The organism is Amycolatopsis albidoflavus, from assembly GCF_039525725.1.
Lineage (GTDB): Bacteria > Actinomycetota > Actinomycetes > Mycobacteriales > Pseudonocardiaceae > Amycolatopsis > Amycolatopsis albidoflava.
In genome coordinates this window covers 66,973-90,445 of the sequence record NZ_BAAAHV010000023.1, presented here as the reverse complement: position 1 = coordinate 90,445, position 23,473 = coordinate 66,973, and the positions used below count along the sequence as shown (strand labels likewise).

The window sequence follows — 23,473 nt, the reverse complement described above, 5'->3', positions numbered from 1 at the left end:
ACAAAAACGCCAGCAGCGGAAGGTTACCGGCCGTAGACAAGGTGCCGTAGCCGCACCACCCTTATGCCGCATCCTCCCACAGGGTGAGACACCCGTTCGGGCGAACGGAAACGGGGGCTTGCCCAGGCCGGACAGCCTTGGCAAGCCCCCGCGTCCCGCGATGCGGCCGCTTCCGCGCCTCACCTCAAGTTCCCCTCAAAGGGTGAACCAGGTCAGCCGCGCGGCAGCTCCGATTCGATCCGCACGACCGAGGCGCGCTGCCCGGTCGCGTTGTGGTGCTCGATCGCCAGCAGGCCCTTCGCCTTGTCCCCGGCGACGGAGTCCTTGTCGCGGTTGACCACCAGAGCCGTGCCCGGCTTGGCGACGTAGCCCAGCGCCGCGTCGCCGCCGCCCTGGACCGAGTACGCCGGCGCGAGCGCGTCGAACGACAGCGGAGTGCTGACCTGGTCGATCAACCCGTTCGAGGTACCCGGCGCGACGTAGTACCCGGCGGTGCCGACCGTGTAGCTGATCCGGTGCGACGCCTCGTTCGGGTCGATGCCGAGCGCGGCGATGCGGACCGGCAGCACCATCACGTTCGAGTCGAACACGTTGGTGTCGACGTCTCCGAGCTGCCCGTTGATCGCCTGCAGGTCCACCGACGGGTTGCCCGGCTTGGTCAGCGACACCGTGTTGACGAGCAGCACGTCCGACCCCGTCGCCTTCGTCACGAAGGTTTCGAAGTCCGGCTTGCCGTCGCCGTTGGTGTCGATGTCCACGAACGGCACCGTGTTGCTGCCGAGGTTCGCGAAATCGCTCCAGGTCGTGATCCCGAACGCCAGCGTCGCGTTCTCCGGCTCCCCCTGCGCCTTGGCGAGCGGGGCCGTCGACGCCGCGCCGATGTAGCGCAAGTCGCCGCCCTTCGCGGTGCGGTTGAGGGTGCAGTCGGACGTGACGTGCGAGTCGCATTCCGGCAGCTGCGGCGATTCGGCCTGCAGTTCGAGCACGCTGATCAGCGAGCGGTACCGCTGGGAACCGCTGCCCTGGTCGATGCCCTTGCCCGCGAGGTTCAGCACGGCCTGGTCGGCGTTCGCGCCGAAACGAACGCCGCCCGGGGTGGTGATCGCCGAAACCGGCTTCGGCGACGAGTACACGGCCACCCGCAGCGGAACGGTCGCGCCGTTCTTCGGGGTGAACGCGACCCGGCCCGACGCGTCGGCCACGAACTGGCGGGCGAGCCCGGCCTGCGAAGCCGCCATGGTCGGGTCGAGAACCTTGCGCAGCGCCTTCGGGTCGGTGATCTTCAGCGTCACCTTCACCGTCGCGACGCCGCGCGGGTTCAGCTTCACCGAGCTCTTGTCCACTGTGTACTCGACACCGGGCAGGTTGTTGACCGCCTCGTAGCCCACCGAGTACTCAGCGGCCTTGACGCCCTTGTTGACCACCTTGATCGTCTTGCTCAAGGTGACCGGACCAGCCGCCTCGACCGTGCCGAACGTGACGCTGACCGCGCCCGGGTCGTCCTGCACGTACGCGAGAACCTGGTTGTCCAGCGCGGCTTTCGCGTCGATCCGGCCGGCACCGACGCGCTGCGGGCCGTACGTATGGCCGGCTCCGTCAGTGATGTCGTGCACCGCGGTGCCCACGACGTCGGCCTTGACCTCCTCGACGCTCCAGTCCGGATGCGCCTGGCGGACCAGCGCCGTGATGCCCGACGTGTGCGGCGCGGCCATCGACGTGCCCGAGATGACCAGACGCTCGTTGCCGCTGCCGCGGAACGCCGACGTGATCGTGTCGCCAGGCGCGGCGAGGTCCGGCTTCACCGACGGACCGCGTCCGCCGCGCGAGGTGAACGAGCTGGGAGTGTCCACGATGGACTGGTCGTAGGTCTGCAGCGTCGTCCGCCCGGCGCCGTAGAGCCGCACGGTGAGCGTGCCCGCGGTCAAGCCCGCCCGCGCGGCCTGGGTGGCCTTGCCGGTGAGCTGGAACATCGGAACCGCCGCGTTGCCCGCGATACCCGCGCCGAAATGCTCCACAGTGGACGAAAGCAGCACGCCCTTGGCACCGGCGGCCTGCGCGTTGTTGGCCCGCGCCGCGGAACCGCACGGCCGGGTGGCGTCGTTGTCGTCCCACTCCAGCCAGGCGATCTTGCCCGCGACCTTTGCCTTGTCCTCAGCCGAATAGGCGGCGCAGCCGGCGTTGTTGCCCGCCGAAATCGGCACCACCGGCGCGGTGAGGTCGAGCGTGTCGTAGCCGGTGTATTCCTGGCTGTACTGGCCCGGCTGCTGTCCGGCGGTCGGCGTCTTGACCTCGATCGCGTCCCGCAGTTCGCCCGCGTCGCGGCTGCTGGCCACGGTGAGCGCTTCCGGCGTGTTGCCCGGCGAACCGGCGATGTCGTTGATGTCGCCGCCGTTGCCCGCCGAGATCACCGGCAGCACGTTGTTCTGCGCGAGCTTGCGCACGAACAGCGAGTCCGGGTCGTCCGGCGCGCCGAAATCGCTGCCCAGCGACAGGTTCACGACGTCGAGGTGGTCGGTGAAGTCGCCGTCGCCGTCCGGGTCGAGCGCCCAGTCCAGCGCCTGCGACGTGACGTTCGTGGAGCCCTTGCAGCCGAACACCTTGATCGCGTACAGCAACGCCTTCGGCGCGGTGCCCGGCCCGATCCGCATGGCGTCGAGCGTCTTCTTGTTCAGCTTCTTGTAGTCGCCGGTGAACGTGCTGCCGTCGGCGTTCACGCCGAAGCCGCCGATCGTGCCCGCGACGTGCGTGCCGTGCTCGCCGCACGCGATCGGGTTGGGGTCCGGTTTCGGCGTCGGCGATCCGGTCTTGCCCGCCGAGTCGTAGTCGTCGCCGACGAGGTCGGTGCCGCCGACCACCTTGGCACTCGGGAACAACGGCGACGGCTTCGCCCGGTCGACCGCCTTGTACGCCTCAGGCGTGCCGGGGCCGCCGAAGTCGGCGTGGGTGTAGTCGATGCCGTCGTCGATCACGCCGACGCGAATGTTGTCGCCGAACTTGCCGGTTTTCTGCCAGCTGGCAAGCGTGTTGGTGAGCTGTTCGGCGCTGGCGTTGGTGCGGTTCTTCGGCACGACCGTGCGCACCGAGACGACGTCCGGCCGTTCCGCGAGCTCGCGGATCTTGGCCGCGTCCGCGGTGACGACCGCGCCGGGAACCGCGTTGGCCGTCTGCGTGACCAGCTTCGTGCCCGCGTCCGCGGCCCGCAGCTGTCCCACGACGGAGCTGACTGCCGCGGCGACGTCGGCCTTAGCCGCCTTCGCCGCCTGCTTGGCCTTCTCCTTGCCCTTGCCCTGCTCCTCCTTGAACGCGTCCACCGCGGGTTTCTTGGCCAGCTCGACGAACGCGGTGATCTGCCCCTGCGCAGCGCTCAGCCGGGGCGAAAGCTTGCCCTGGACCTTGCTCGCGTCGACCTTCGCTGGAGCGACCGGCTCGGCCAGCGGCGCGCTCTGCGCGGACGCCGCGGGCATGGCGACGGCCGCCGCCAGCACCACCGCGGAACCCACGACCACCGAGCGGGCAGCCCACCCGGGCAACCGGGTTCTGCTCATGTGAGTAACCCCTTCTCGAGGCCCGGATCACGAACCTGCCCGCGCTCCCCATTCGCACCCCCGACGGTGAGCACCGGCGCCGCACCGTGCTCTCACGGCGCGTGGTTCAGCCTCGCGGCAAGAACCTAGCTGTCCGAAACCCCTACTTTCGTGCGGAAAAAGCTCCGTTACCCGAATGTTGCCGGTCCGGCCGAACATACGGAACGGCCCCTCTCCCGGAGTCCGGGAAAGGGGCCGTTGCGCGGAATCGGGACTAGCGGGCTAGCTGAAGTCGACGGCGCGGATGGTGTGCGCGCCGACGGTGGCACCGATCGGCTCGAGCACGTTGGCGTCCACGTGGCGGTCGACGCGCAGCAGCATGATCGAGTCCGAACCGTCGGTGCTCTGGCTGATCTGCGCGGCCTCGATGTTGATGCCCGCCTCGCCGAGCAGCGTGCCGACGCGGCCCATGACGCCGGGACGGTCCGGGTACTCGATGACCAGGACGTCGCCCTCGGCGCGGAGGTCGAAGTGACGGCCCTTGACCTCGACGATCTTCTCGACCTCGTCCTTGCCGGTGACCGAACCGGACACGGTGAGCGTCGCGCCGTCGCCGTGCACCGCGCGAAGGGTGACCAGGCTGCGGAACTTCGGGCTCTCCGACTCGGAAACCAGCTCCGCCTGCACGCCGAGCTCCTCGGCCAGCCGCGGTGCGTTCACGAAGGTGACCTGGTCCTCGACCACGCCCGCGAACAGCCCGCGCAGCGCCGCCAGCTTCAGCACCGCGGTGTCCTCGCTGGAGATCTCGCCCTTGACCTCGACGGTCAGCGACGTCGGGGCCTTCGGGTTCAGCGCGGTCAGCACCTGGCCGAGCTTCTGGGTGAGCGACAGGTACGGCCGCACGTGCTCGCCGACCGCGCCGCCGCCGGACACGTTCACCGCGTCCGGCACGAAGTCGCCGCGCAGCGCCAGCAGCACCGAACGCGCCACGTCCGTGCCCGCGCGGTCCTGCGCCTCGGCGGTGGACGCACCAAGGTGCGGCGTGACGACGACGTTCGGCAGGTTGAACAGCGGGCTCTCGGTGGTCGGCTCGGTGACGAACACGTCGATGCCCGCGCCGCCGACGTGGCCGCTGCGCACCGAATCGGCCAGCGCCTCCTCGACGATGAGACCGCCGCGGGCGGCGTTGACGATGATCACGCCGGGCTTGGTCTTCTTGAGCGCCTCGGCGTCGATGAGGCCCTTGGTCTCCGGCGTCTTCGGCAGGTGGATGGAGATCGCGTCGGCGCGCTCCAGCAGCTCGTCGAGGGTGACCAGTTCGATGCCCAGCTGCGCGGCGCGCGCGGCCGAGACGTAGGGGTCGTACGCGATGAGCTTGGCCCCGAACGCGGCGAGGCGCTGGGCGAACAGCTGGCCGATCTTGCCGAGCCCGACGACGCCGACCGTCTTGCCGTTGATCTCGACGCCGGAGAACGAGCTGCGCTTCCACTCGCCGCCGCGCAGGCTCTGGTCGGCGGCGGGAACGCGGCGGGCGACCGCGAGCAGCAGCGCGACCGCGTGCTCGGCGGCGGAGACGATGTTCGACGTCGGCGCGTTCACCACGAGCACGCCGCGCTCGGTGGCCGCCGGGACCTCGACGTTGTCCAGGCCGACGCCCGCGCGGGCGACGACCTTCAGCTGAGTGGTCGCCCCGAGCACCTCGGCGTCGACCTTGGTGGCGGATCGGACCAAGAGCGCGTCGGCGCTCTTCACCGCCTCGAGCAGAGCGGGACGGTCGGTGCCGTCCACGTGCCGGACCTCTACCTCTTCACCGAACACACTCAGCACGGAGGGCGCGAGCTTCTCCGCGATGAGGACTACGGGTTTGCTGGGCTTGGTCACGATGCGGCTCCCACTATCTGGTCACGAAATCGAGGACGCTCTCTCGCGGCGCACGTCGTTGTGCCCGGACTCGCGGGAGTTTAACGCGGTGCGCTGACAGCCCGCTGCCCCCGCTGTTCACTTGTTTGTAATCCGGTGAAGACAAGCGCCATCAGGCGCTCTGTACCGCCTTCGCCCGGCAGGTGGGATCCGGCCCAGGAAGCGCCGTGCAGCAGCAAAAGCAGCTCTTGGACGGTCACGTCGGTGCGGAAAACGCCGGCCGCCTGCGCCCTGTCCACTAGTTGGGACGCGGCGTCGCGCATCGCGGCACAGGAGGCGTGCAGCCGCGACTCGGGATCGTCGAAGGCGTCGGCCAGCATTTCGGTAAGCCCACGGTAAACGGCGGAGGTTTCGCCGAAGCCGACGAGCCACGCGTACAGAGCTTTGAGCGGATCTTCGGCGAGGAGCAGTTCGCGCGCTTTTTCCGCTTGAGTGTCGAACCGCTCCCGCAGCAGCGTCTCGACCAGGTCTTCCCTGGTCGGGAAGTGGCGGTAGAGAGTGCCGATCCCGACTCCGGCGCTGCGGGCGACGTCCTCCAGCGAGGCGTCGACGCCGCGTTCGGCGAAGGCGCGCCTCGCTTCGGTCAGCAGGCGTTCGTAGTTGCGGCGGGCGTCCGCGCGCATCGGCTTGGCGTCGGTCATCTCGGGTCCGAGCTTATCCCGTGACAAATCGGAGGCTTCCTCCGTATAGTAACCGGAGGCAGCCTCTGGTTGTGGGTGCGTCCTCAGTGGACGACCAGCCGGCTGCGCCGGGATCAACGCCGCGCTGCCGCGGCCAGGAACTTCTTGGAGTCTGTTGTGGATGTGTTCGCAAAGCCGACCACCAGCGTGGAAGGCGGGACGCGATGACCGTGGGGATCTGGACGTTCGCCTTTGACGGCAAGGAAATCGGCGAAGTACGCGCAGCTGCGGGCGAGATCGAGTCGCTGGGTTTCGCCGCGCTGTGGTTCGGCGAGTACCGCGGCCGGGAGGCGTTCACCCAGGCGGCGTTGCTGCTCGAGGCGACGACAACGTTGCCTGTGGCAACCGGAATCGCGCGCTTTTCCGAACGATCGGCAGCTGCCGCGGAAGCTGCTGGACGCACGTTGGCCGAGGCGTATCCGGGTCGGTTCACGCTCGGACTCGGCGGACATCGGCCTGGCGGCGGAGGCAGTGCGATGCAGGACTACCTCGACGCCATGGACGCGGCAGACCTGGACTTCCCCGCCGATGGCACCTCTAATACTCGGCCGCGTCGGCTGCTAGCCGCCCTCGGACCGAAAATGCTGAAACTAGCGGCCACCCAGGCCGACGGCGCCCACACGTATTTCGTCCCTCCGGAGCACACAGCGTCCGCCCGGGAGACGATGGGACCCGACGCCCACCTAGCCGCCGAACAAGCCGTCGTCCTCGACTCGGATCCCGTGCGGGCACGGCAAATCGCCCGCGAACACGTCGCGACCTACGTGCGGCTGGCCCCACACCAACGAGCGAATCTGCGCCGCCTCGGCTACCCCGAGGAAGACCTTGCCGACGGCGGCAGCGACCGCCTCGTCGACGCGATCGTGGCCCACCGCGGCGCGCAGGACGTCGCCGATCGAATCCGCGCGCACCTCGACGCCGGCGCGGACCACGTCTGCGTCCAGGTCCTCGGTGCCGGACCGGAGATTCCGCTCGACGGCTGGCGTCGCCTCGCGTCGCTGGTGCTCTGATTCCCGGTGGGGCTTTCGAGAGGTTTTCACGAAAGCCCCACCCCGACCCCGGCCTGCCCGCCGGCGTCTCGCCGAAATTCGGCAACGGACCGCCCCGCCGTTGCCGACGCCGTCCCGCCAACCGCGGAAAAACCCAGTTCACCACCGATTCGCCACTGAGCGGCGAAACCGCCCACCTCCGCCGTACCGACATCTCCACCTTTACCGGAGCTATCCCCGCCATCTTTACCGGAGACATCCCCCGCGAACACGGAACTTCCCCTGAACAGGCGACCTCGCGAGCACCGTTTCTCCGCCCAGCGGCCACAACCCCGCTGTTATCTTCGCCAGACGCCTCGCCCGCGTTCGCCCCGGGAGCCGCCGGTGTTCACGAAACTCGCCCTCGCCGCGTCCCGGATGGTCGAACTCGTCCTGCTGGCACTGGGGATCGTCACACTCGTCAAGGACGACAACGTCCTCCCTCTTCTCCTCTGGGATTTGCTCGCGCTGATCTACCTCGGCATCCGCATCGCGCGAGTGTCCCGTAGGCGGAAAATCGACCACACCGACGCCCGATGGCTGAAAGGTGTGCTCGGCCGGCGGCTCGGATTGCTGTTCACTCTGTTGACCAGCCTCGTCGGAGTCACCGGCGGACTGTCGATCGTGTTGCCGGAAACGACCGGCATCGACCCGACCGACGCGAAAATCGTCGGCGTCCCGGCAGTCCTGCTGGCCTGGGCGATTCTGCACTTCGGCTACGCGGAACGCTACGCACAGACCTACTACGACAGCCTCCCGACGCAGCACTTCCGCTTCCCCGAAACCGAACGCCCCACACTCGCCGATTTCACCTACTTCGCGTTCACCATCGGAACGAGCTTCGCGGTTTCGGACGTCGAAACGCGGACGACGTCGATCCGTTCCCTGGTGCTCGCGCACAGCGTGCTGTCGTTCATGTACAACACGGCCACACTCGGCATCGCGGTCAGCGTCATCACCGGCGGACATTGACCCTTTTGAGTTACAGTGGTTCTCGCGCGGCAGGGGCCGCGTCCTGTCCGCGGAAAGGGCCGAGCCCACCCCCGTACCACGAGTTGCCGAGCTTTTCCTTACTTCCCTGCCCGGTGCCGGCGGACCACGGGGCGCGCAAGGGAAGGAAGGACTCCCTGATGACGGCCTTGCCCGCCAACCCTGACCTCGGCCAACTCCGCAAACAGGCGAAGGAACTCGCCCGCGCCGACTCGGTCGCACTGTCGGAAGCGCAGTTCCGACTCGCTCGCCGCTACGGATTCCCCAGCTGGCCGCAGCTTCAGGCGTACGTCCGCCGAATCGCCGAGCACGGCCCGGACGTCCAGCACGCGTACCACCAGGACGTCGAGTACTACCGAGGCCGGGCCCTCGGCCTCCTCGCCTCAGCCGAAGACGGCACCCCAGCCGCCCGCGCCGCCTTCGACCGCCACGACCAACCGCTGACCCGCACCGGCGCACTCACCGTCATCGCCCAGGAGCACGGCTTCCCAACCTGGCGGGCGTTAAAGGCCCATGTCGAGGATTTGCCGAAAAACGGCGAACCGTTCGCCCGGGCCTATCAGCTGGTAGAAGCCCGAGACCTGGACGGCTTGTCAACGCTGCTCGCCGAAGCACCGCACCTGGCTCACGCCCGAGGCACCAACGGTAACGATCTCCTCGGCATGGCGTCCGCGACCCACGACGAACGCCTCGTCCGCATCCTTCTCGCTCACGGTGCCGACCCCGCGCGAGCCAACGCACATGGATGGACTGCCCTCCACCAAGCCGCCTACAGCAATTTACCACTGATCGCCGACCTCTTGATCAACGCCGGCGCACCCCTGGCCGTTTCAGGCCGCGGCGACGGCGGAACCCCGCTCATTGTGGCCCTATTTTGGGGAAATCGCGCTGTTGCCGAAAAACTGGCAACGCACGAACGGTCCCCTCACAACCTTCGCGTCGCAGCCGGTCTCGGCGACGACGCACTACTGGATGAACTCGTCAGTCCACAGGGGACTCTTTCCCCAGCCGCCGGCGCGCACCGTGAGTTCTACCGCCCCCACAGCGGTTTTCCCTTCTGGCAGCCAACAAACGACCCGACAGAAATCCTCGATGAGTCGCTGTCCTGGGCCGCCCGCAGCAACCAAGTAGCCGCACTACGCACCCTGACCTCACGCGGCGCGAACCTGGACGCCGACGTCTACCGCGGCACCGCCCTCACATGGGCAGCGGCATGTGGCCACTCAGCGGCAACTGAGACCCTGCTGTCGCTCGGCGCGAACGTCAACCACGTCGCCACCTTCGGCGGCCCACGCCACGGCGTCGGCGTCACGGCGCTGCACCTGGCCGCCCAGAGCAACCGACTGGATGTCATCGAAATCCTCGCGAGCGCCGGCGCCGACCTCACCGCCCGCGACGCCCTCTGGGACAGCACCCCCGAAGGCTGGGCGGAAGCCTGCGACAGCCCCGCCGCCCAAGAACTGCTGCACCGCCTCCGTCGCCACTAATCGGCAACTCCGCCCCGCTGGACAACCGGAGTCTGCAGTCCGTATCGTAACGGACTGCAGACTCCGGTTAACTCACGCCCCGCGGAGGCCCTCATGCGCACCCCACGCGACCTGTTCGACGAGCTCTCCACCGGAATCACCGACGGCCGCTTCGCCGACCTCGCCCAGCTCTACGCCGAAGACACCCTCGTAGAACACCCCACCGCGGTACCCAGGCCCGGTCGACTGGAAGGCCGCGCCGCCCTACACGACCGTTTCGTCAGCGGCCTTGGCCAAACCCTCCGCCTGAAACGCCACGACGTAACCATCCACGAGACCGCCGACCCCGAGGTCATCGTCGCCGAATACCAGTACACCGCCGAGTCGAGGAAAACCGGCCAGACGACCGAAACGGCCAACATCCAAGTCCTCCGCGCCCGCGACGGACTCCTCACCCACACCCGCGACTACCACGACTACCTACGCCTGGCCGCCATCCAAAACGCGACCACCGGCCTGGCCGAGGCGTATGCCCAAGCGCCCGCTTACGCACCTCGCCCCATCGCACCGCGCCCGGCTGAACTTTTCTCCCCGGACAGCCGCGAAGGCGTATTCCAACGAGTCGTCTTCGGAGTCGCCGACGGACGCTGGTCCGAACTCCCCGACCTCTATGCGGCAAAAACCGATATCCGACACCCGTTCCTGCCAGGCGCGCCCACCCTCCGCACCCGAGACGACCTGCGCGCCCACTTCGCCGCCGGCGCCGCGCTAGCCCTTCACATCGAAGTGACTGACTTGGTACTCCACCTGAGCACCGACCCAGAAGTCATCATCGGCGAGTCGACCTACGTAGGCGAAACCAGCGCCAGGGCGGCGTTCGAGGTGAACAACATCTTCGCCATGCGCGTCCGCGACGGCCAGATCGTCGAATCCCGCGACTACGGCGACCACCTCGCCCTGGCCGCAGCAACCGGCCGTCTACCGGAACTGATCGCCCGCGTCGCCGGATAGCGGCAACGCCTCCACGGTGTCGCCGCTGAACGGCAACGCCTCGGCCGACGCCGGCCACCGTCGCCACTAAACGGCAACACTCCACCGATGCCAGACACCCTGGCCCGCTCCAGCACCCCAGTCGCCACTAAACGGCAACATCCTCACCAGCGCTGGGACACCGCCATCGCACAGCAGCGGTTCACAGCCTCGCCCGTAACCGCCGCTCGGCTTCACGTCGCAGGGCAATAGCCAACCGACCGCGGAAACCACCGTCGCCATTCAGCGGCAGCATCCACCACCGGCTCCCGGCTAAGGCGCAGGAAGAACTCAGCCCAACCCTCGCCGCAAAGCGGCAACGCCCGCCATCGCAGCTCTCGCTACCCAGCCGCGTCCCAGCAACTCTCGCCGCTCAACGGCGAATCCCCGCCCCCGTTGCCTGGCAACAACCCATCCCGACGGCTTTCGCCAACCAACGGCAATTCATCCCGCAAGCCACCGCCCAACCCGGCCACGCCCAGTCGCCGCTGAACGACAACGCGCCCGGCAACAGCTTTCGCCATTAAACGGCAAATGCCTCTGACCAGCACCGACACCCGAAACTTCGCAAGCCAACCGCGCGCAAAGGCCTAGTTGCTTCCGGAGGCCTTACCAGCGCCACCACGCTCCTCAACAACCTTCACAAGCGCCGAAGCCACCAACGCCACCGCCGGATCCCCATCCCCCGCCAACAACCGCAACGACCCCAGCGCAAGAGTCCCCGGCATCTCCGCAAGCGCCTGCGTCAACCGGATCCGCACCGCGGAATCCGCAGGATGCTCCGCTGCCGCATCGGCCAACGCGCCGACAATGCCATCCGCACCTCCATCCGCCAGCGCACCCAGCACCTCAGCCGCCTCGACGTCGTTTCGCCCCTCAACGACCATTTCGACAAGCGTCGACACGGCCTCCTCGGCACCACGCGCTCCCAAAGCGAGCGCCGCATGCCGACGGACCACAGCGTCCGAGCCAGCGAGCGCGTCCATCAACACCGCAGTCGCCTCGTCGCCGGGCAACTCGATGAGCGCCAGGATCGCGCGCCGGCGGATCTCGGCGTTCTCCGAGCGAAGACCGGACGCCACATTCGCCACTATGTCGCCACCGGTCCGAGCAAGAGCCCATCGCAAGGCACCGGCGACGTTCGGATCGGATTCGGCGAGAACTGCTCTGGCCAGGACCTCAGCGGGGACCGGCACGTCGTCGGCGGGAGCCAAAACGGTCTGCTGCCGGCGAGCGGCACCAGGTGAATTGAGCCCGCGCAGCAGCTCGACGATGCGCAAGGCACCCTCCCACCCGGAGGGTGCCGAGGCATCGACCGCACGGAGCCGGTCGAGCAGTTCCTGCTCCCGCTTCAGCCGGTCTTCGGTCCGCCGGATCAGGTCGCCGACCAGCTCCGCGGGCACGAAAGCGGGATCCTCCAGCGCCCGGCCGATCTGCCGCAGCGACATCCCGAGCGACCGGAGGCTCTCCACGTGGAAGATCCGGCGAATGTCGTCCGCGGAGTATTCGCGATAGCCGCCCACAGTGCGGCCCGTCGGCCGCACCAGCCCGAGGGCGTCGTAGTGCCGGAGCATCCGGGTACTCACCCCCGAGCGGCGGGCGACCTCTCCGATCAGCACGCGGTTTCCCGAGCCCGCTCCGGACCGAGCGCGACGATCCGTTTCGCCTCGTCCACGGCCTGGTCGAAACCGGCGTCCGGGTCACGAAGCAGCCGCTCAGTGGCGACGGCGTGTGCCCGAACGGCCTGGTCGGTGCTCTTCAACGCGGCCTCCAATGCCGGCTCGATCACGGTGCCGAGCGCGACCAGCGCCCGGCTGAGGCTGAGCTGCAGTGTCCGGTCACCGCGGCCGAGTTGTGTCGTCAGTTCCGCGGCCAGTCCGGCCTTGTCCTCGTCGGACACGAGGACAACAGCCGCCCGCCAGGCGCTTCTCGCGACCTCGTCGTCGGCGTCGCGCAGCAACGATCGGGTGATCGCTGGCCACACGTTCCGGTCGCCGATCTTGGACAACGTGTGCAGCGACTGGCTCCTGGCCTGCGCGACCGGGGACCGCAGTTCCTCGAGAAGCCGCGGCACCGTGTCCTCCGCCGGGAACCGGGTCAACGCCCAGGTGAGCATGTCGCGCACGAAAAAGTCCGGCTCGATCGAGCACCGCGCGACGAGTGCCTCGACGAGACCAGGGCCGTCCGGGTGCGTTCCGATCTTCAGCGCGACTTGCAGCCGCGTCGACGAGCCCCCGGCGCCCAACGCCTCGATCAGCCGCGTGAACTGGGAATTCATCTGTGTCGAGTTCATCGGGATCACCTCCGTCGACCAGTGAAGACCTTGTCACGATGTCAATGTCAAACCCGGCGGGCAAAAGATCGGCAAAGTGGGCCGTCGCCGCTCAGCGGCGAAACCCGGTCTAAGCCCGATCCGCGCCGACCGCGACGCCGACGATCGTGCACGGTTCGGCACCGTGGTTTCGCCAGGCGTGCCGCGTGCCGTTCTGAACGAGGACATCGCCTGCCCGCAAAACCGTCTGGTCTCCGTCGTCCAGTTCCACCGTGACCTCGCCCGAGACGATCAGGACGTAATCGAGGCTGTCGGTGGTGTGCATGCCCGGCGCCTCGGGTTCCATCGCGGCGGCCGCGCCCGGTGCTTGGCGCTCCAGCTTTTCCCAGGCGGCAGTCAGGTCGGCATCCGGCGACGGTGTCAGCTCGCTGGGCGCGATGGTGTTGATCATGAACCGCGAACCGTCTCGCGGCGGGTAGTACGCCTCGGCGCGACGCGGCGAGCCGTCGTCCGGAAACACCGGCCGTTCGTCCCGGCCCCATAGCCGGTAGACCGCGCAGCCGGGCATCAGATCGGAAGTGATCGGTTCGACGGAACCGTCGGCGACCACCCGGGACTTGCCGTCGGAGTCGTGTCCGGTGACTACCCGGCGAACCTTCGGGTGTGCCATTTCGATCGCCCCTCAGTACGGCAGCGTATGGATACGGATGCGTATTGATACTCCACCGTATCCAGCACGACGCGGGCCGTCAATACGGTGGCGTATCCTCCGCGCATGGTGAACGACTCGCCCCGGCTGTCCGCCCAGGACTGGACGCGGGCCGCGCTGAAGGCGATCGCGGACGGCGGGCTGGCCGCGGTCGGAGTCGAACCGCTCGCGCGGACGCTCGGCGTGACCAAGGGCAGCTTTTACGCGCACTTCCGCAACCGGGATGAGCTCATCACCGCGGCTCTCGCCGATTGGTGGCGAAACCACGGCGAAGCGGGACTCGCCGAATACGCCGCGATCGCCGATCCGGGGCAACGGCTGCGCGAACTGCTCACTGCGGTCGTGCGCTCCGTCCAGCCGTTAGCGCCGTCGGTGCACCTGAGCCTGCTCGGCGACCGCAACGACCCTCGGGTCAAGGAAGCGGTCAGCCGCGTCAACCAAGCTCGGCTGAACTTTCTGACCAGCACTTACCGCGAGCTTGGCCTCCCGCCGGACCAGGCGGCGAACCGGGCGAGAGTCGCTTATGCGGCCATTCTCGGGCTACAGCATCTGGCTCAAACCGAGTCGGATTCGCCGAGCCCTGAAGCACTCGCGGACGCAGCGGCGGCGATCTTCCTGCCGTCCTGACAGCCGACCCGGCCAGCCCGGTCTGCCCGGATGACAGGCCGGCAGCGGCCGCATTGCCTCCTGGTGGCGAATCCGCCGGGACACGCTCTGGACCGGCAGAGGCAGATTCGCCGCGAATCGGCTAATCCCTGGTCAACCCCGGATTCACGGGCGCGAGAACCCACCCCGGCGAGACAAACTGATCACTCCAATCGCTCGATAAGGTGGCATCTCTGGCCGGGTGGCACCGAGGAAGGTGTGATGGAGATGCGGGTGCTCGTCTCGGTCGACATGGAGGGAATCGCCGGAGTCGTCCACGGCGAAGAGGTCATTCCCGGGCAAAGCGAATACGAGCGCAACCGCAAGCTGCTCACCGCGGAGACCAATGCCGCAGTCCGTGGGATCTACGCCTTCGACGCTGCCGCACAGGTACAGGTCACCGAGGCGCACGCGAGCTTCCGGAACCTCCTGCCCGGACTGCTGGACCGACGTGTCGAGTTGCTCCGCGGCACGCCCAAGCCCGGCGGGATGATGGCGGGATTGGCCGAAGAGACGGACGCTGTGCTGTTCATCGGCTATCACGGCAAAGCCGGCACGCCCCGTTCGGTCATGGCGCACGCGATCTCCGGCGGGACCATCGCGGACGTGCGTTGCAATGGCCGTTCCTTGGGCGAACTCGGCCTGAATACCGCGCTCGCAGCGCACTACGGCGCACCGCCCGTGCTGGTAAGCGGCGATGACACCGTCGCGGCTGAGGCGGCTGAGGTAGCGCTGGGCATCCGCTCAGTAGTGGTCAAACGCGCGCTGGGTGCTCTCTCGGCGGCGATGCTGCATCCCGACGAGGCATGCGACCGTATCGAGCACGCCGTGCCCGAGGCGCTGGCCAGTCGCGAGGACGTCCGGCCGCTGCGCTTCGACGGTCTGGTCCAGCTGGAAGTCCAGGTACATCGGCCCCGCATGACCGAACACGCGCTGCTGGTGCCGGGAATGGAACTCGCCGACGGCTGCACTCTGCGCTACCAGGCACCGGATTTCCCCACGGCCTACCAGGTCATCGAACTCATCGCGACGCTCGGAGCCGTCTGATCCTGGCCGGCCGGACCCGTCCACGCTCGCCCGCGAAGATGCGTTCAAACCAAGCCCTTGACCTGGGCAATCGCACCGCGGACTTCGGATTCGCCACTAAACGGCAACAGCCGTCCACCAGCAAATCAGGCCGATACGCCAGTCAGAAAGCCCCGGCAAAAGCGAAGACCTACGACTCCCCCGGCAACTCGAACTCGCCGTCCCGAACCCCGCGCGTGAACGCGTCCCATTCCGACGGCGTGAACACCAGCACCGCCCCGTCCGGATCCGTCGGCTGCCGGATGGCCACGTAGGTCACCCCGTCCGAATGCGGGACGAACGCGTACTCCGCGCAATGCTCCAGGGTCACGCCCGCCGGTTCGGCGCGGATCCAGGTGGCACCGGTCAGGTCGAGTTCGTGCCTGATGTGCGCCTTGTCGTCGGTCGGGCGGCTCATCGGCACAGCGTATCCGCCGTTCGGCGGCACCGCCTCGGAACGAAAAAGAGGCCCCGCCGTCCGGCGAACGGACGACGGGGCCTCCTCCTGAGATACCGGGTCAGGCGGTCTCGGTGATCGGCCGGTCCACCCACGACATCAGGTCGCGCAGCTTCTTGCCGGTCGTCTCGATCGGGTGCTGGTTGCCCTGTTCCTCGAGCTTCGTGAAGTTCGGCCGGCCGGCCTCGTCCTCGGCGACCCATTCGCGGGCGAAGGTGCCGTCCTGGATCTCGCCCAGGATCTTCTTCATCTCCTCCTTGACGGCCGGCGAGATGACGCGCGGACCGCGGGTGAGGTCGCCGTACTCGGCGGTGTCGGAGATGGAGTAGCGCTGGCGCGCGATGCCGCCCTCGTACATGAGGTCGACGATCAGCTTCAGCTCGTGCAGCACCTCGAAGTAGGCGATCTCCGGGGCGTAGCCGGCCTCGGTGAGCACCTCGAAACCGGTCTGCACCAGCGCGGACGCGCCGCCGCACAGCACGGCCTGCTCGCCGAAGAGGTCGGTCTCGGTCTCCTCGGTGAAGGTCGTCTTGATGACTCCGGCCCGCGCGCCGCCGATCGCCGCGGCGTAGGACAGCGCGAGCGCCTGAGCGTTGCCCGAAGCGTCCTGCTCGACCGCGATCAGGCAGGGCACGCCCTTGCCGTCCACGAACTGGCGGCGGACCAGGTGACCAGGGCCCTTCGGGGCGACCATCGCGACGTCGACGCCTCCCGGCGGCTTGATCAGGTCGTACCGGATGTTGAAGCCGTGGCCGAAGAAGAGCGCGTCGCCGTCCTTGAGGTTCGGCGCGATGTGCTCGTCGTAGATGAAGCGCTGCTTCGTGTCCGGCGCGAGGATCATGATCACGTCGGCCTCGGCGGCCGCCTCGGCGACCGACAGCACGCGCAGGCCCTGCTCCTCGGCCTTCGCCCGGGACTTGGACCCCTCCTGCAGGCCGATGCGGACGTCGACGCCCGAGTCGCGCAGGCTGAGCGAGTGCGCGTGGCCCTGGCTGCCGTAGCCGATCACGGCGACCTTGCGACCCTGGATGATCGACAGGTCGGCGTCGTCGTCGTAGAAGATTTCCACTGCCATGGGGGGTACTACTTCCTTCCGTACTTACACGAAATCTTTGGTTCAGCGGGGAGAAGCGGCGGTGATCGAGCGGGCCCCGCGGCCCACCGCGACCATGCCGGACTGGACGAGTTCGCGGATGCCGTACGGCTCCAGCATCCGCAGCAGCGCGCCGATCTTGTCCGACGTCCCGGTCGCCTCGACGGTGAGCGCCTCGGGCGAGACGTCCACCACCTTGGCGCGGAAAAGCTGGACGGTCTCGAGGACCTGGCTGCGCACGGTGGCGTCGGCCCTGACCTTGACGAGGAGCAGTTCGCGCTGCACCGCGCTGCCTGCTTCCAGCTCGACGATCTTGATCACGTTCACCAGCTTGTTGAGCTGTTTGGTCACCTGTTCGAGCGGTAGCTCTTCAACGGCGACCACGATCGTCATCCGGGACACCTCGGGGTTCTCCGTGGGCCCGACAGCAAGGGACTCGATGTTGAAGCCGCGGCGGGAGAACAGTCCGGAGACCCGGGCGAGCACACCGGGCTTGTTCTCGACCAGCACGCTCAGCGTGTGGACAGTCATGCTTGCTCTCCCTCCGCGGCAGCGGCCTCAGCGGCCTCGGCGGCTTCCTGCGAAACCTCGTCGTCGTCGAACAGCGGCCGGATGCCGCGCACGGCCATGATCTCGTCGTTCCCGGTGCCCGCGGCGACCATCGGCCACACCTGGGCATCCTTCCCCACGACGAAATCGATCACGACGGGGCGGTCGTTGATCTCCATCGCGCGCCGGATCGTCGCGTCGACGTCCTCCTTGGCCTCGCAGCGCAGGCCCGCGCAGCCGAGCGCCTCGGCCAGCAGCGTGAAGTCCGGGATGCGGTGCTTGTGCGTGCCGAGGTCGGTGTTCGAGTACCGCTCGGAGTAGAACAGGTTCTGCCACTGGCGGACCATGCCCAGGTTGCCGTTGTTGATCACGGCGACCTTGATCGGCGCGCCCTCGATGGCGCACGTGGCGAGCTCCTGGTTGGTCATCTGGAAGCAGCCGTCGCCGTCGATCGCCCACACCTGCGTGTCCGGCAGGCCGAACTGCGCGCCCATCGCGGCCGGGACGGCGAAGCCCATGGTGCCGAGGCCGCCGGAGTTGATCCAGGTGCGCGGCTTCTCGTACTTCACGAACTGCGCGGCCCACATCTGGTGCTGCCCGACGCCCGCGGCGTACACCGCGTCCGGGCCGACCAGCTCGCCGATCCGCTCGATGACGTACTGCGGCGACAGCGAACCGTCGTCGGGCCATTCGTAGCCCGACGGGTAGTCGTCGCGCCACGAATCGACCTGGGTCCACCAGTCGCTCAGGTCGGGACGGTCGCGCTCGAACTCGGTCTTCACCGCGTCGATCAGCTCGCCGATGATCTCCTTGCAGTCGCCGACGATCGGCACGTCCGCCTTGCGGTTCTTGGAGATCTCGGCCGGGTCGATGTCCGCGTGGACGATCTTCGCGTCCGGCGCGAACGACGACAGCTGGCCGGTGACCCGGTCGTCGAAGCGGGCGCCGAGCGCGACCAGCAGGTCGGCGCGCTGCATCGAAGCGACCGCGGCGACGGACCCGTGCATGCCGGGCATGCCGACGTGCTGGCGGTGCGAGTCGGGGAACGCGCCGCGCGCCATCAGCGTGGTCGCGACCGGGATGCCGGTCAGCTCGGCCAGCTCGAGCAACTGCTCGGACGCCTCGGCCTTGATCACGCCGCCGCCGACGTACAGCACCGGCCGCTGCGCCTGCGCGATCAGCTTCGCGGCTTCGCGGACCTGCTTGCCGTGCGGCCGCAGCGTCGGGCGGTAGCCGGGCAGCCGGAGTTCGGGCGGCCAGGAGAACGAGGTCATCTCCTGCAGCACGTCCTTGGGGATGTCCACCAGGACCGGGCCGGGTCGTCCGGTCGAGGCCAGGTGGAACGCCTCGGCGATCGCCCGCGGGATCTCCGCCGGGTCGGTGACGAGGAAGTTGTGCTTGGTGATCGGCATGGTGATGCCGCAGATGTCGGCTTCCTGGAAAGCGTCGGTGCCGATCAGGCCGCGCGACTGCTGCCCGGTGATGGCGACGACCGGGACCGAGTCCATGTTGGCGTCGGCCAGCGGGGTGACGAGGTTCGTGGCGCCGGGACCCGAGGTCGCCATGCACACGCCGACCTTGCCGGTCGCCTGCGCGTAGCCGGTGGCGGCGTGCCCGGCGCCCTGCTCGTGGCGGACGAGGACGTGCCGGACCTTCGTCGAGTCGAGCAACGGGTCGTAGGCGGGAAGGATGGTGCCACCCGGAATGCCGAACACGACCTCCGCGCCGACCGCCTCGAGAGAGCGGACGAGCGACTGCGCGCCGGTGACGCGCACCGGCGTACCCGCCGGCGGGGCGGGCTTCGGACGTGCTCCTGGGACACCGGGCGCGGTCGGCCCGGGCTTCGCGTCGCTGCGCGACGTGGCACTGGTCATCGGTTCTGCCTCGTGGGTTCTCGGTGTCACTCGTTCGGGTTGTCTGGGCCGTACTTCCGGTCGGGGAACCGGTTTCACGCAACAAAAAACCCCCGCCGACCGTAAGGTCGCACGAGGGTCGCGCGTCGACGCAGAGGACTCTTCCTAAGCGTCGGCGCGCTGAGGAAGTACGAGACCGGTCTGCGTAATCACGGCCCCGACGTTAGTCGCGCGCCCGGGCGAGTGTCAACTCTGCGGGACGGCGATTCCGCATCGTGGACGGCCAGTACTGCTCGCGCGCGACCCGGACGCAGGTCACTCCCGGCACCGGTGCACCATTCCTGCGTGGCCAAGAAACAGCAGGACCAGCGTGCGGACGAGGGCCGGAAGGCCGTGTTCCGGATCCCGACCACGGCGTATCTCGCGATCGGTCTGCTGACCGTCTGTGTGACACCCATCGCACTGGGCGAGATCGGCGGATTCCAGTGGCTGTACGTCTTCCCGCTCGCGCTGCTCGTGTTCGTCGCGCGCACGCGCACCGTTGCGACGCGCGAAGGCCTGCAGATCCGGACGGTTTTCGGACAGCGCGACCTGCCGTGGTCGTCGCTGAAGGGCCTGGCGATCACGAACAAGGCCCGTGTGCGCGCGGTTCTCGGCGACGACACCCAGGTCGGCCTTCCCACGGTGCGGACGCGGCATCTTCCGGTACTGGCACTGGTCAGCGAGGGCAAGATCAAGGACCCGTCGGGTGTGCTGAGCGACGAGGAGCTCACCGGGCGGAAACCGGCCGCTGAGACGTCGTCGGAGGCCGCTCCCGCACCCGCCCCGGAGCCCGCTCCGGAGCCCGCTCCCGAATCTGCTCCGGAGCCCGCTCCCGAATCTGTTCCGGAATCTGTTCCGGAAGCCGCTCCGGAGCCCGTCGAACCGGAGCCCGCCGCCGACGCGGAACGGACCGGCGGAGGCAACGGCAAACCAGCCGAGTAGAATTGGTAGGACCAGTTTGCGGAGCCGTAGTTCCCCTCCGCCTGGTTCAGCCTTCTGACCTGGGAGAATGCCGTGCCGCACCTCCGTTCCCGGACCACCACTCACGGTCGCAACGCGGCGGGCGCACGCTCGCTCTGGCGTGCGACCGGAATGACCGACAGCGATTTCGGCAAGCCGATCGTCGCGATCGCCAACTCCTACACCCAGTTCGTGCCCGGCCACGTGCACCTCAAGGACCTCGGCGAGATCGTCGCCGAGGCGGTCGCCGAAGCCGGCGGCATCGCGCGCGAGTTCCACACGATCGCGGTCGACGACGGCATCGCGATGGGCCACTCGGGCATGCTCTACTCGCTGCCCTCGCGCGAGATCATCGCGGACTCGGTGGAGTACATGGTCAACGCGCATCAGGCCGACGCGCTGGTGTGCATCTCCAACTGCGACAAGATCACGCCGGGCATGCTCAACGCCGCGATGCGGCTCAACATCCCGACCGTGTTCGTCTCCGGCGGTCCGATGGAGGCAGGCAAGGCGGTGGTCGTCGAAGGCGTCGCGCACGCCCCGACCGACCTGATCACCACCATCGCGGCGTCCGCGAACTCGGCGATCGACGAGGCCGGACTGTCCGAGGTCGAACGCTCCGCCTGCCCGACCTGCGGTTCGTGCTCCGGCATGTTCACCGCCAACTCGATGAACTGCCTCACCGAAGCGCTGGGTTTGTCGTTGCCGGGCAACGGTTCCACGCTCGCGACGCACGCCGCCCGGCGAGACCTGTTCTCCAACGCCGGACGCACGGTGGTCGAGCTGTGCAAGCGCTGGTACGGCGATGACGACGAGTCGGCGTTGCCGCGTTCGATCGCCACGAAGGAGGCGTTCGAGAACGCGATGGCGCTTGACATGGCCATGGGCGGGTCGACGAACACCGTGCTGCACATCCTCGCCGCCGCGCAGGAGGGCGAGGTCGACTTCACGATCAGCGACATCGACGCCATCGGGCGGCGGGTGCCGTGCCTGTCGAAGGTCGCGCCGAACTCCGATTACCACATGGAAGACGTCCACCGGGCCGGCGGAATCCCCGCCATCCTGGGCGAGCTTTACCGCGGCGGGCTGCTGAACACCGGCGTGCACGCGGTCCACGCGCCGGACATCGCCACGTGGCTGAACGAGTGGGACGTCCGCGCCGAGTCTCCTTCGGAGAAGGCACTGGAGCTGTTCCACGCCGCGCCGGGCGGGGTCCGGACCACGAAGGCGTTCTCGACGGAAAACCGCTGGTCGTCCCTGGACACCGACGCTGCGGGCGGCTGCATCCGCGACGTCGAACACGCCTACACGAAGGACGGCGGCCTCGCGATCCTGCGCGGCAACCTGGCCGAGAACGGTGCCGTGATCAAGTCCGCGGGAATCGACGAGGACCTGTGGCACTTCCAGGGCCCGGCGCGAGTGTTGGAAAGCCAGGAGGAGGCCGTCTCGGCGATCCTCAAGAAGGAGATCCAGCCGGGCGAGGTACTGGTCATCCGCTACGAGGGCCCGGCAGGCGGTCCCGGCATGCAGGAAATGCTGCACCCGACGGCGTTCCTCAAGGGCTCCGGCCTCGGCAAGAAATGCGCCCTGATCACCGACGGCCGGTTCTCCGGCGGCTCCTCGGGCATCTCGGTCGGCCACATCTCCCCGGAAGCCGCCGCGGGCGGACTGATCGGCCTGGTGGAGAACGGCGACCAGATCGTCCTGGACGTCCACGAGCGCCGGCTTGAGCTGCTGGTCGAACCCGAGGTCCTGGCCGAACGACGGGCGAAGATGGACGCTTCGGAAAGTCCGTGGCAGCCGAAGGACCGACAGCGCCCGATCACCGCGGCGCTGCGGGCCTACGCCCGGATGGCCACGTCAGCCGACACCGGCGCGGTCCGGGACCCGAACCGCTGATCCTGCTGTTCCGGTTTGCTTTCGACGGAAGGGGCTCGCGCGTGGTGCGCGGGCCCCTTTCCTCGTCTCTGCTAGACGGCCTCAACCCATGAAATCTCGGGTCCGCTGCCGTTTGAGCCCTGGTCAACGCGATTCGCCGCTAAACGGCTAACGGTGCCTCGGCTGTGCCAGGACCCGGGCACGAGGCTCCGACCACCGTCTCACGCGCGCCTCGAGGCAAGGCCACCGCCTTATCTGGAGAACCTTTCCACCAGCGACGAGCCCTCCGCACGCTCCGCGTGCAAGAGCCGCCTGTCGAGCCGGCCCCGCCCGCACGCACGGTTCCCGCGCCACCCGAGCCCACTGCCATCGAGCCCCGCCGAACCCTCACCAGTACGCCGCTCGACCTCTTCACCCCAGACTGTCGTGGCCGCGGCTTAGCCTCCAGCCGCCAACGCCCTCGCCGCCCACGAGCCAATCCTGTCGGCGACGACCAACCTGCCACCGTCTGAATTCTGCCCCTGACCAGGCATTCGCCACTAAGCGGCAACACACCCACGGCCCGGCAAGCGGCGAAACGACCCACCAACCTGGCGCTGCCTCCGGACGTCGCCGACGTGTCAGCGACGTCCGTCCGGCCAGTCAGCAACCTCGGCACCGGACGCGTAAGCAACATCGGTGCCGGGGCGTCAGCAACGCTGCCGCCGCACCTGTCAGCGAGTCAAAACGATGACCACCACAGACGCAGCCGCTGCCAACAACAGCGAAATAAGCCCCAGAGGCAACGGGCGCTTCCGCCACGGCGTGTTCCGCTCCAGCGAGATGGTCCCCGCGCCGGTGAAGATCAGCGTCAGCGCACAGAGACCCAGCAGCAGCTCGTACTCCCAGCCCTGACCGTTGCCCTCGAAGAAGCCGCCGTGGAACTTCGCGTAGACGATGTTCGCGGCCACGCCCAGCAGCCCCGCCGCGGCGAGCGGCGTGAACAGGCCGACGATCAGCAGCGCACTGCCCGCGACCTCGGTGATGCCGGTGATCCAGGACAGCAGCGTCGTCTGTTTGTGGTACCCGAACATCTCGAGCACGTGCGCGAACCCGCCGACGCCCGGGCCGCCGAAAGCGCCGAACAAATGCTGCAGGCCATGCGCACCCATGATCACGCCGAGCCCCAGGCGCAAGACGAGCAGGCCGAAGCCGAGACCGCCCTGCCGCGGTTCGTCGTAGTCGTTGCCGGCAGAGTCCTCGACACCGGACAGCACGCTGGTCTGGTAGTCGTCCCCTTGAGTGGTCACGCGGCGAAGATTAGGGGATTCAGC

19 protein-coding genes are annotated in these 23,473 nt (G+C 68.3%); 8 read left to right on the top strand and 11 right to left on the bottom strand.

Annotated elements, in window-relative coordinates:
• Nucleotides 1-212 precede the first annotated feature (212 nt).
• From ABD156_RS37660 to ABD156_RS37650, 3 genes are all read right to left on the bottom strand, one after another.
• Complete coding sequence (locus tag ABD156_RS37660) at nt 213-3,545, bottom strand: S8 family peptidase (RefSeq protein ID WP_344285608.1); 3,333 nt, start codon at nt 3,543-3,545, stop codon at nt 213-215.
• A gap of 261 nt (nt 3,546-3,806) precedes the next feature.
• Nucleotides 3,807-5,405 carry a phosphoglycerate dehydrogenase gene (serA, locus tag ABD156_RS37655; protein WP_344285605.1) on the bottom strand — a complete coding sequence of 533 codons (1,599 nt, stop codon included), beginning with the start codon at nt 5,403-5,405 and terminating at the stop codon, nt 3,807-3,809.
• A gap of 80 nt (nt 5,406-5,485) precedes the next feature.
• Nucleotides 5,486-6,085, bottom strand: a complete 600-nt coding sequence (locus ABD156_RS37650) for a TetR/AcrR family transcriptional regulator (RefSeq protein ID WP_344285602.1) — start codon at nt 6,083-6,085, stop codon at nt 5,486-5,488.
• 203 nt (nt 6,086-6,288) lie between these two features.
• Here ABD156_RS37650 and ABD156_RS37645 point away from each other — a divergent pair, with 203 nt between their 5' ends.
• From ABD156_RS37645 to ABD156_RS37630, 4 genes are all read left to right on the top strand, one after another.
• Nucleotides 6,289-7,134, top strand: a complete 846-nt coding sequence (locus ABD156_RS37645; protein ID WP_344285599.1) for a TIGR03620 family F420-dependent LLM class oxidoreductase — start codon at nt 6,289-6,291, stop codon at nt 7,132-7,134.
• Between the two features lie 363 nt (nt 7,135-7,497).
• Nucleotides 7,498-8,124, top strand: a complete 627-nt coding sequence (locus tag ABD156_RS37640; RefSeq protein ID WP_344285596.1) for a DUF1345 domain-containing protein — start codon at nt 7,498-7,500, stop codon at nt 8,122-8,124.
• A gap of 158 nt (nt 8,125-8,282) precedes the next feature.
• A complete protein-coding gene (locus ABD156_RS37635; protein WP_344285593.1) occupies nt 8,283-9,629 on the top strand; it encodes an ankyrin repeat domain-containing protein in 1,347 nt (448 codons plus the stop codon).
• Between the two features lie 93 nt (nt 9,630-9,722).
• Nucleotides 9,723-10,619: a nuclear transport factor 2 family protein gene (locus ABD156_RS37630; protein ID WP_344285590.1), complete on the top strand. Its 897-nt coding sequence runs from the start codon at nt 9,723-9,725 to the stop codon at nt 10,617-10,619.
• 608 nt (nt 10,620-11,227) lie between these two features.
• On the opposite strand, the gene ABD156_RS37625 is transcribed toward ABD156_RS37630, so the two are convergent.
• From ABD156_RS37625 to ABD156_RS37615, 3 genes are all read right to left on the bottom strand, one after another.
• Nucleotides 11,228-12,256, bottom strand: a complete 1,029-nt coding sequence (locus ABD156_RS37625) for a HEAT repeat domain-containing protein (RefSeq protein ID WP_344285588.1) — start codon at nt 12,254-12,256, stop codon at nt 11,228-11,230.
• A complete protein-coding gene (locus tag ABD156_RS37620; protein ID WP_344285586.1) occupies nt 12,250-12,930 on the bottom strand; it encodes a HEAT repeat domain-containing protein in 681 nt (226 codons plus the stop codon). Before ABD156_RS37620 ends, ABD156_RS37625 begins: the two co-directional genes overlap by 7 nt.
• Before the next feature lie 109 nt (nt 12,931-13,039).
• Complete coding sequence (locus tag ABD156_RS37615; RefSeq protein ID WP_344285583.1) at nt 13,040-13,579, bottom strand: cupin domain-containing protein; 540 nt, start codon at nt 13,577-13,579, stop codon at nt 13,040-13,042.
• A gap of 105 nt (nt 13,580-13,684) precedes the next feature.
• On the opposite strand from ABD156_RS37615, the gene ABD156_RS37610 reads away from it, so the two are divergent.
• Complete coding sequence (locus ABD156_RS37610; RefSeq protein WP_344285580.1) at nt 13,685-14,245, top strand: TetR/AcrR family transcriptional regulator; 561 nt, start codon at nt 13,685-13,687, stop codon at nt 14,243-14,245.
• Between the two features lie 240 nt (nt 14,246-14,485).
• The gene (locus tag ABD156_RS37605) at nt 14,486-15,310 is read left to right on the top strand and encodes a M55 family metallopeptidase (protein WP_344285577.1); all 825 of its coding nucleotides are present in this window, start codon (nt 14,486-14,488) and stop codon (nt 15,308-15,310) included.
• A 169-nt stretch (nt 15,311-15,479) separates the two neighbouring features.
• Here the strand turns inward: ABD156_RS37605 and ABD156_RS37600 are convergent, their stop codons facing one another.
• The 4 genes from ABD156_RS37600 to ABD156_RS37585 all read right to left on the bottom strand — a co-directional run bounded on the left by ABD156_RS37600 (nt 15,480) and on the right by ABD156_RS37585 (nt 19,301).
• Entirely contained in the window at nt 15,480-15,746 is a 267-nt protein-coding gene (locus ABD156_RS37600; protein WP_009074021.1) for a DUF397 domain-containing protein, read from the bottom strand.
• 100 nt (nt 15,747-15,846) lie between these two features.
• On the bottom strand, nt 15,847-16,860 hold the full coding sequence (gene ilvC / locus ABD156_RS37595) for a ketol-acid reductoisomerase (protein ID WP_344285574.1): 1,014 nt from the start codon (nt 16,858-16,860) through the stop codon (nt 15,847-15,849).
• 42 nt (nt 16,861-16,902) lie between these two features.
• Complete coding sequence (ilvN, locus tag ABD156_RS37590) at nt 16,903-17,409, bottom strand: acetolactate synthase small subunit (protein ID WP_009074017.1); 507 nt, start codon at nt 17,407-17,409, stop codon at nt 16,903-16,905.
• Nucleotides 17,406-19,301, bottom strand: coding sequence for an acetolactate synthase large subunit (locus tag ABD156_RS37585; RefSeq protein ID WP_344285570.1), 1,896 nt, complete (start codon nt 19,299-19,301; stop codon nt 17,406-17,408). Before ABD156_RS37585 ends, ilvN begins: the two co-directional genes overlap by 4 nt.
• A gap of 324 nt (nt 19,302-19,625) precedes the next feature.
• Between ABD156_RS37585 and ABD156_RS37580 the strand changes: the two genes are divergently transcribed.
• Complete coding sequence (locus ABD156_RS37580; RefSeq protein WP_344285567.1) at nt 19,626-20,264, top strand: PH domain-containing protein; 639 nt, start codon at nt 19,626-19,628, stop codon at nt 20,262-20,264.
• Nucleotides 20,265-20,336: 72 nt separating this feature from the next.
• On the top strand, nt 20,337-22,181 hold the full coding sequence (ilvD, locus tag ABD156_RS37575; protein WP_344285564.1) for a dihydroxy-acid dehydratase: 1,845 nt from the start codon (nt 20,337-20,339) through the stop codon (nt 22,179-22,181).
• Nucleotides 22,182-22,873: 692 nt separating this feature from the next.
• On the opposite strand, the gene ABD156_RS37570 is transcribed toward ilvD, so the two are convergent.
• On the bottom strand, nt 22,874-23,449 hold the full coding sequence (locus tag ABD156_RS37570) for a DoxX family protein (RefSeq protein ID WP_344285563.1): 576 nt from the start codon (nt 23,447-23,449) through the stop codon (nt 22,874-22,876).
• Nucleotides 23,450-23,473 lie beyond the last annotated feature (24 nt).

What these genes read in the sequence shown, in the direction of transcription:
- ABD156_RS37660 (WP_344285608.1), bottom strand. Translation starts at nt 3,545, where the DNA reads ATGAGCAGAACCCGGTTGCCCGGGTGGGCTGCCCGCTCGGTGGTCGTG.
- ABD156_RS37650 (WP_344285602.1), bottom strand. Translation starts at nt 6,085, where the DNA reads ATGACCGACGCCAAGCCGATGCGCGCGGACGCCCGCCGCAACTACGAA.
- ABD156_RS37645 (WP_344285599.1), top strand. Translation starts at nt 6,289, where the DNA reads ATGACCGTGGGGATCTGGACGTTCGCCTTTGACGGCAAGGAAATCGGC.
- ABD156_RS37635 (WP_344285593.1), top strand. Translation starts at nt 8,283, where the DNA reads ATGACGGCCTTGCCCGCCAACCCTGACCTCGGCCAACTCCGCAAACAG.
- ABD156_RS37630 (WP_344285590.1), top strand. Translation starts at nt 9,723, where the DNA reads ATGCGCACCCCACGCGACCTGTTCGACGAGCTCTCCACCGGAATCACC.
- ABD156_RS37620 (WP_344285586.1), bottom strand. Translation starts at nt 12,930, where the DNA reads ATGAACTCGACACAGATGAATTCCCAGTTCACGCGGCTGATCGAGGCG.
- ABD156_RS37615 (WP_344285583.1), bottom strand. Translation starts at nt 13,579, where the DNA reads ATGGCACACCCGAAGGTTCGCCGGGTAGTCACCGGACACGACTCCGAC.
- ABD156_RS37610 (WP_344285580.1), top strand. Translation starts at nt 13,685, where the DNA reads ATGGTGAACGACTCGCCCCGGCTGTCCGCCCAGGACTGGACGCGGGCC.
- ABD156_RS37605 (WP_344285577.1), top strand. Translation starts at nt 14,486, where the DNA reads ATGGAGATGCGGGTGCTCGTCTCGGTCGACATGGAGGGAATCGCCGGA.
- ABD156_RS37600 (WP_009074021.1), bottom strand. Translation starts at nt 15,746, where the DNA reads ATGAGCCGCCCGACCGACGACAAGGCGCACATCAGGCACGAACTCGAC.
- ilvC (WP_344285574.1), bottom strand. Translation starts at nt 16,860, where the DNA reads ATGGCAGTGGAAATCTTCTACGACGACGACGCCGACCTGTCGATCATC.
- ilvN (WP_009074017.1), bottom strand. Translation starts at nt 17,409, where the DNA reads ATGACTGTCCACACGCTGAGCGTGCTGGTCGAGAACAAGCCCGGTGTG.
- ABD156_RS37585 (WP_344285570.1), bottom strand. Translation starts at nt 19,301, where the DNA reads ATGACCAGTGCCACGTCGCGCAGCGACGCGAAGCCCGGGCCGACCGCG.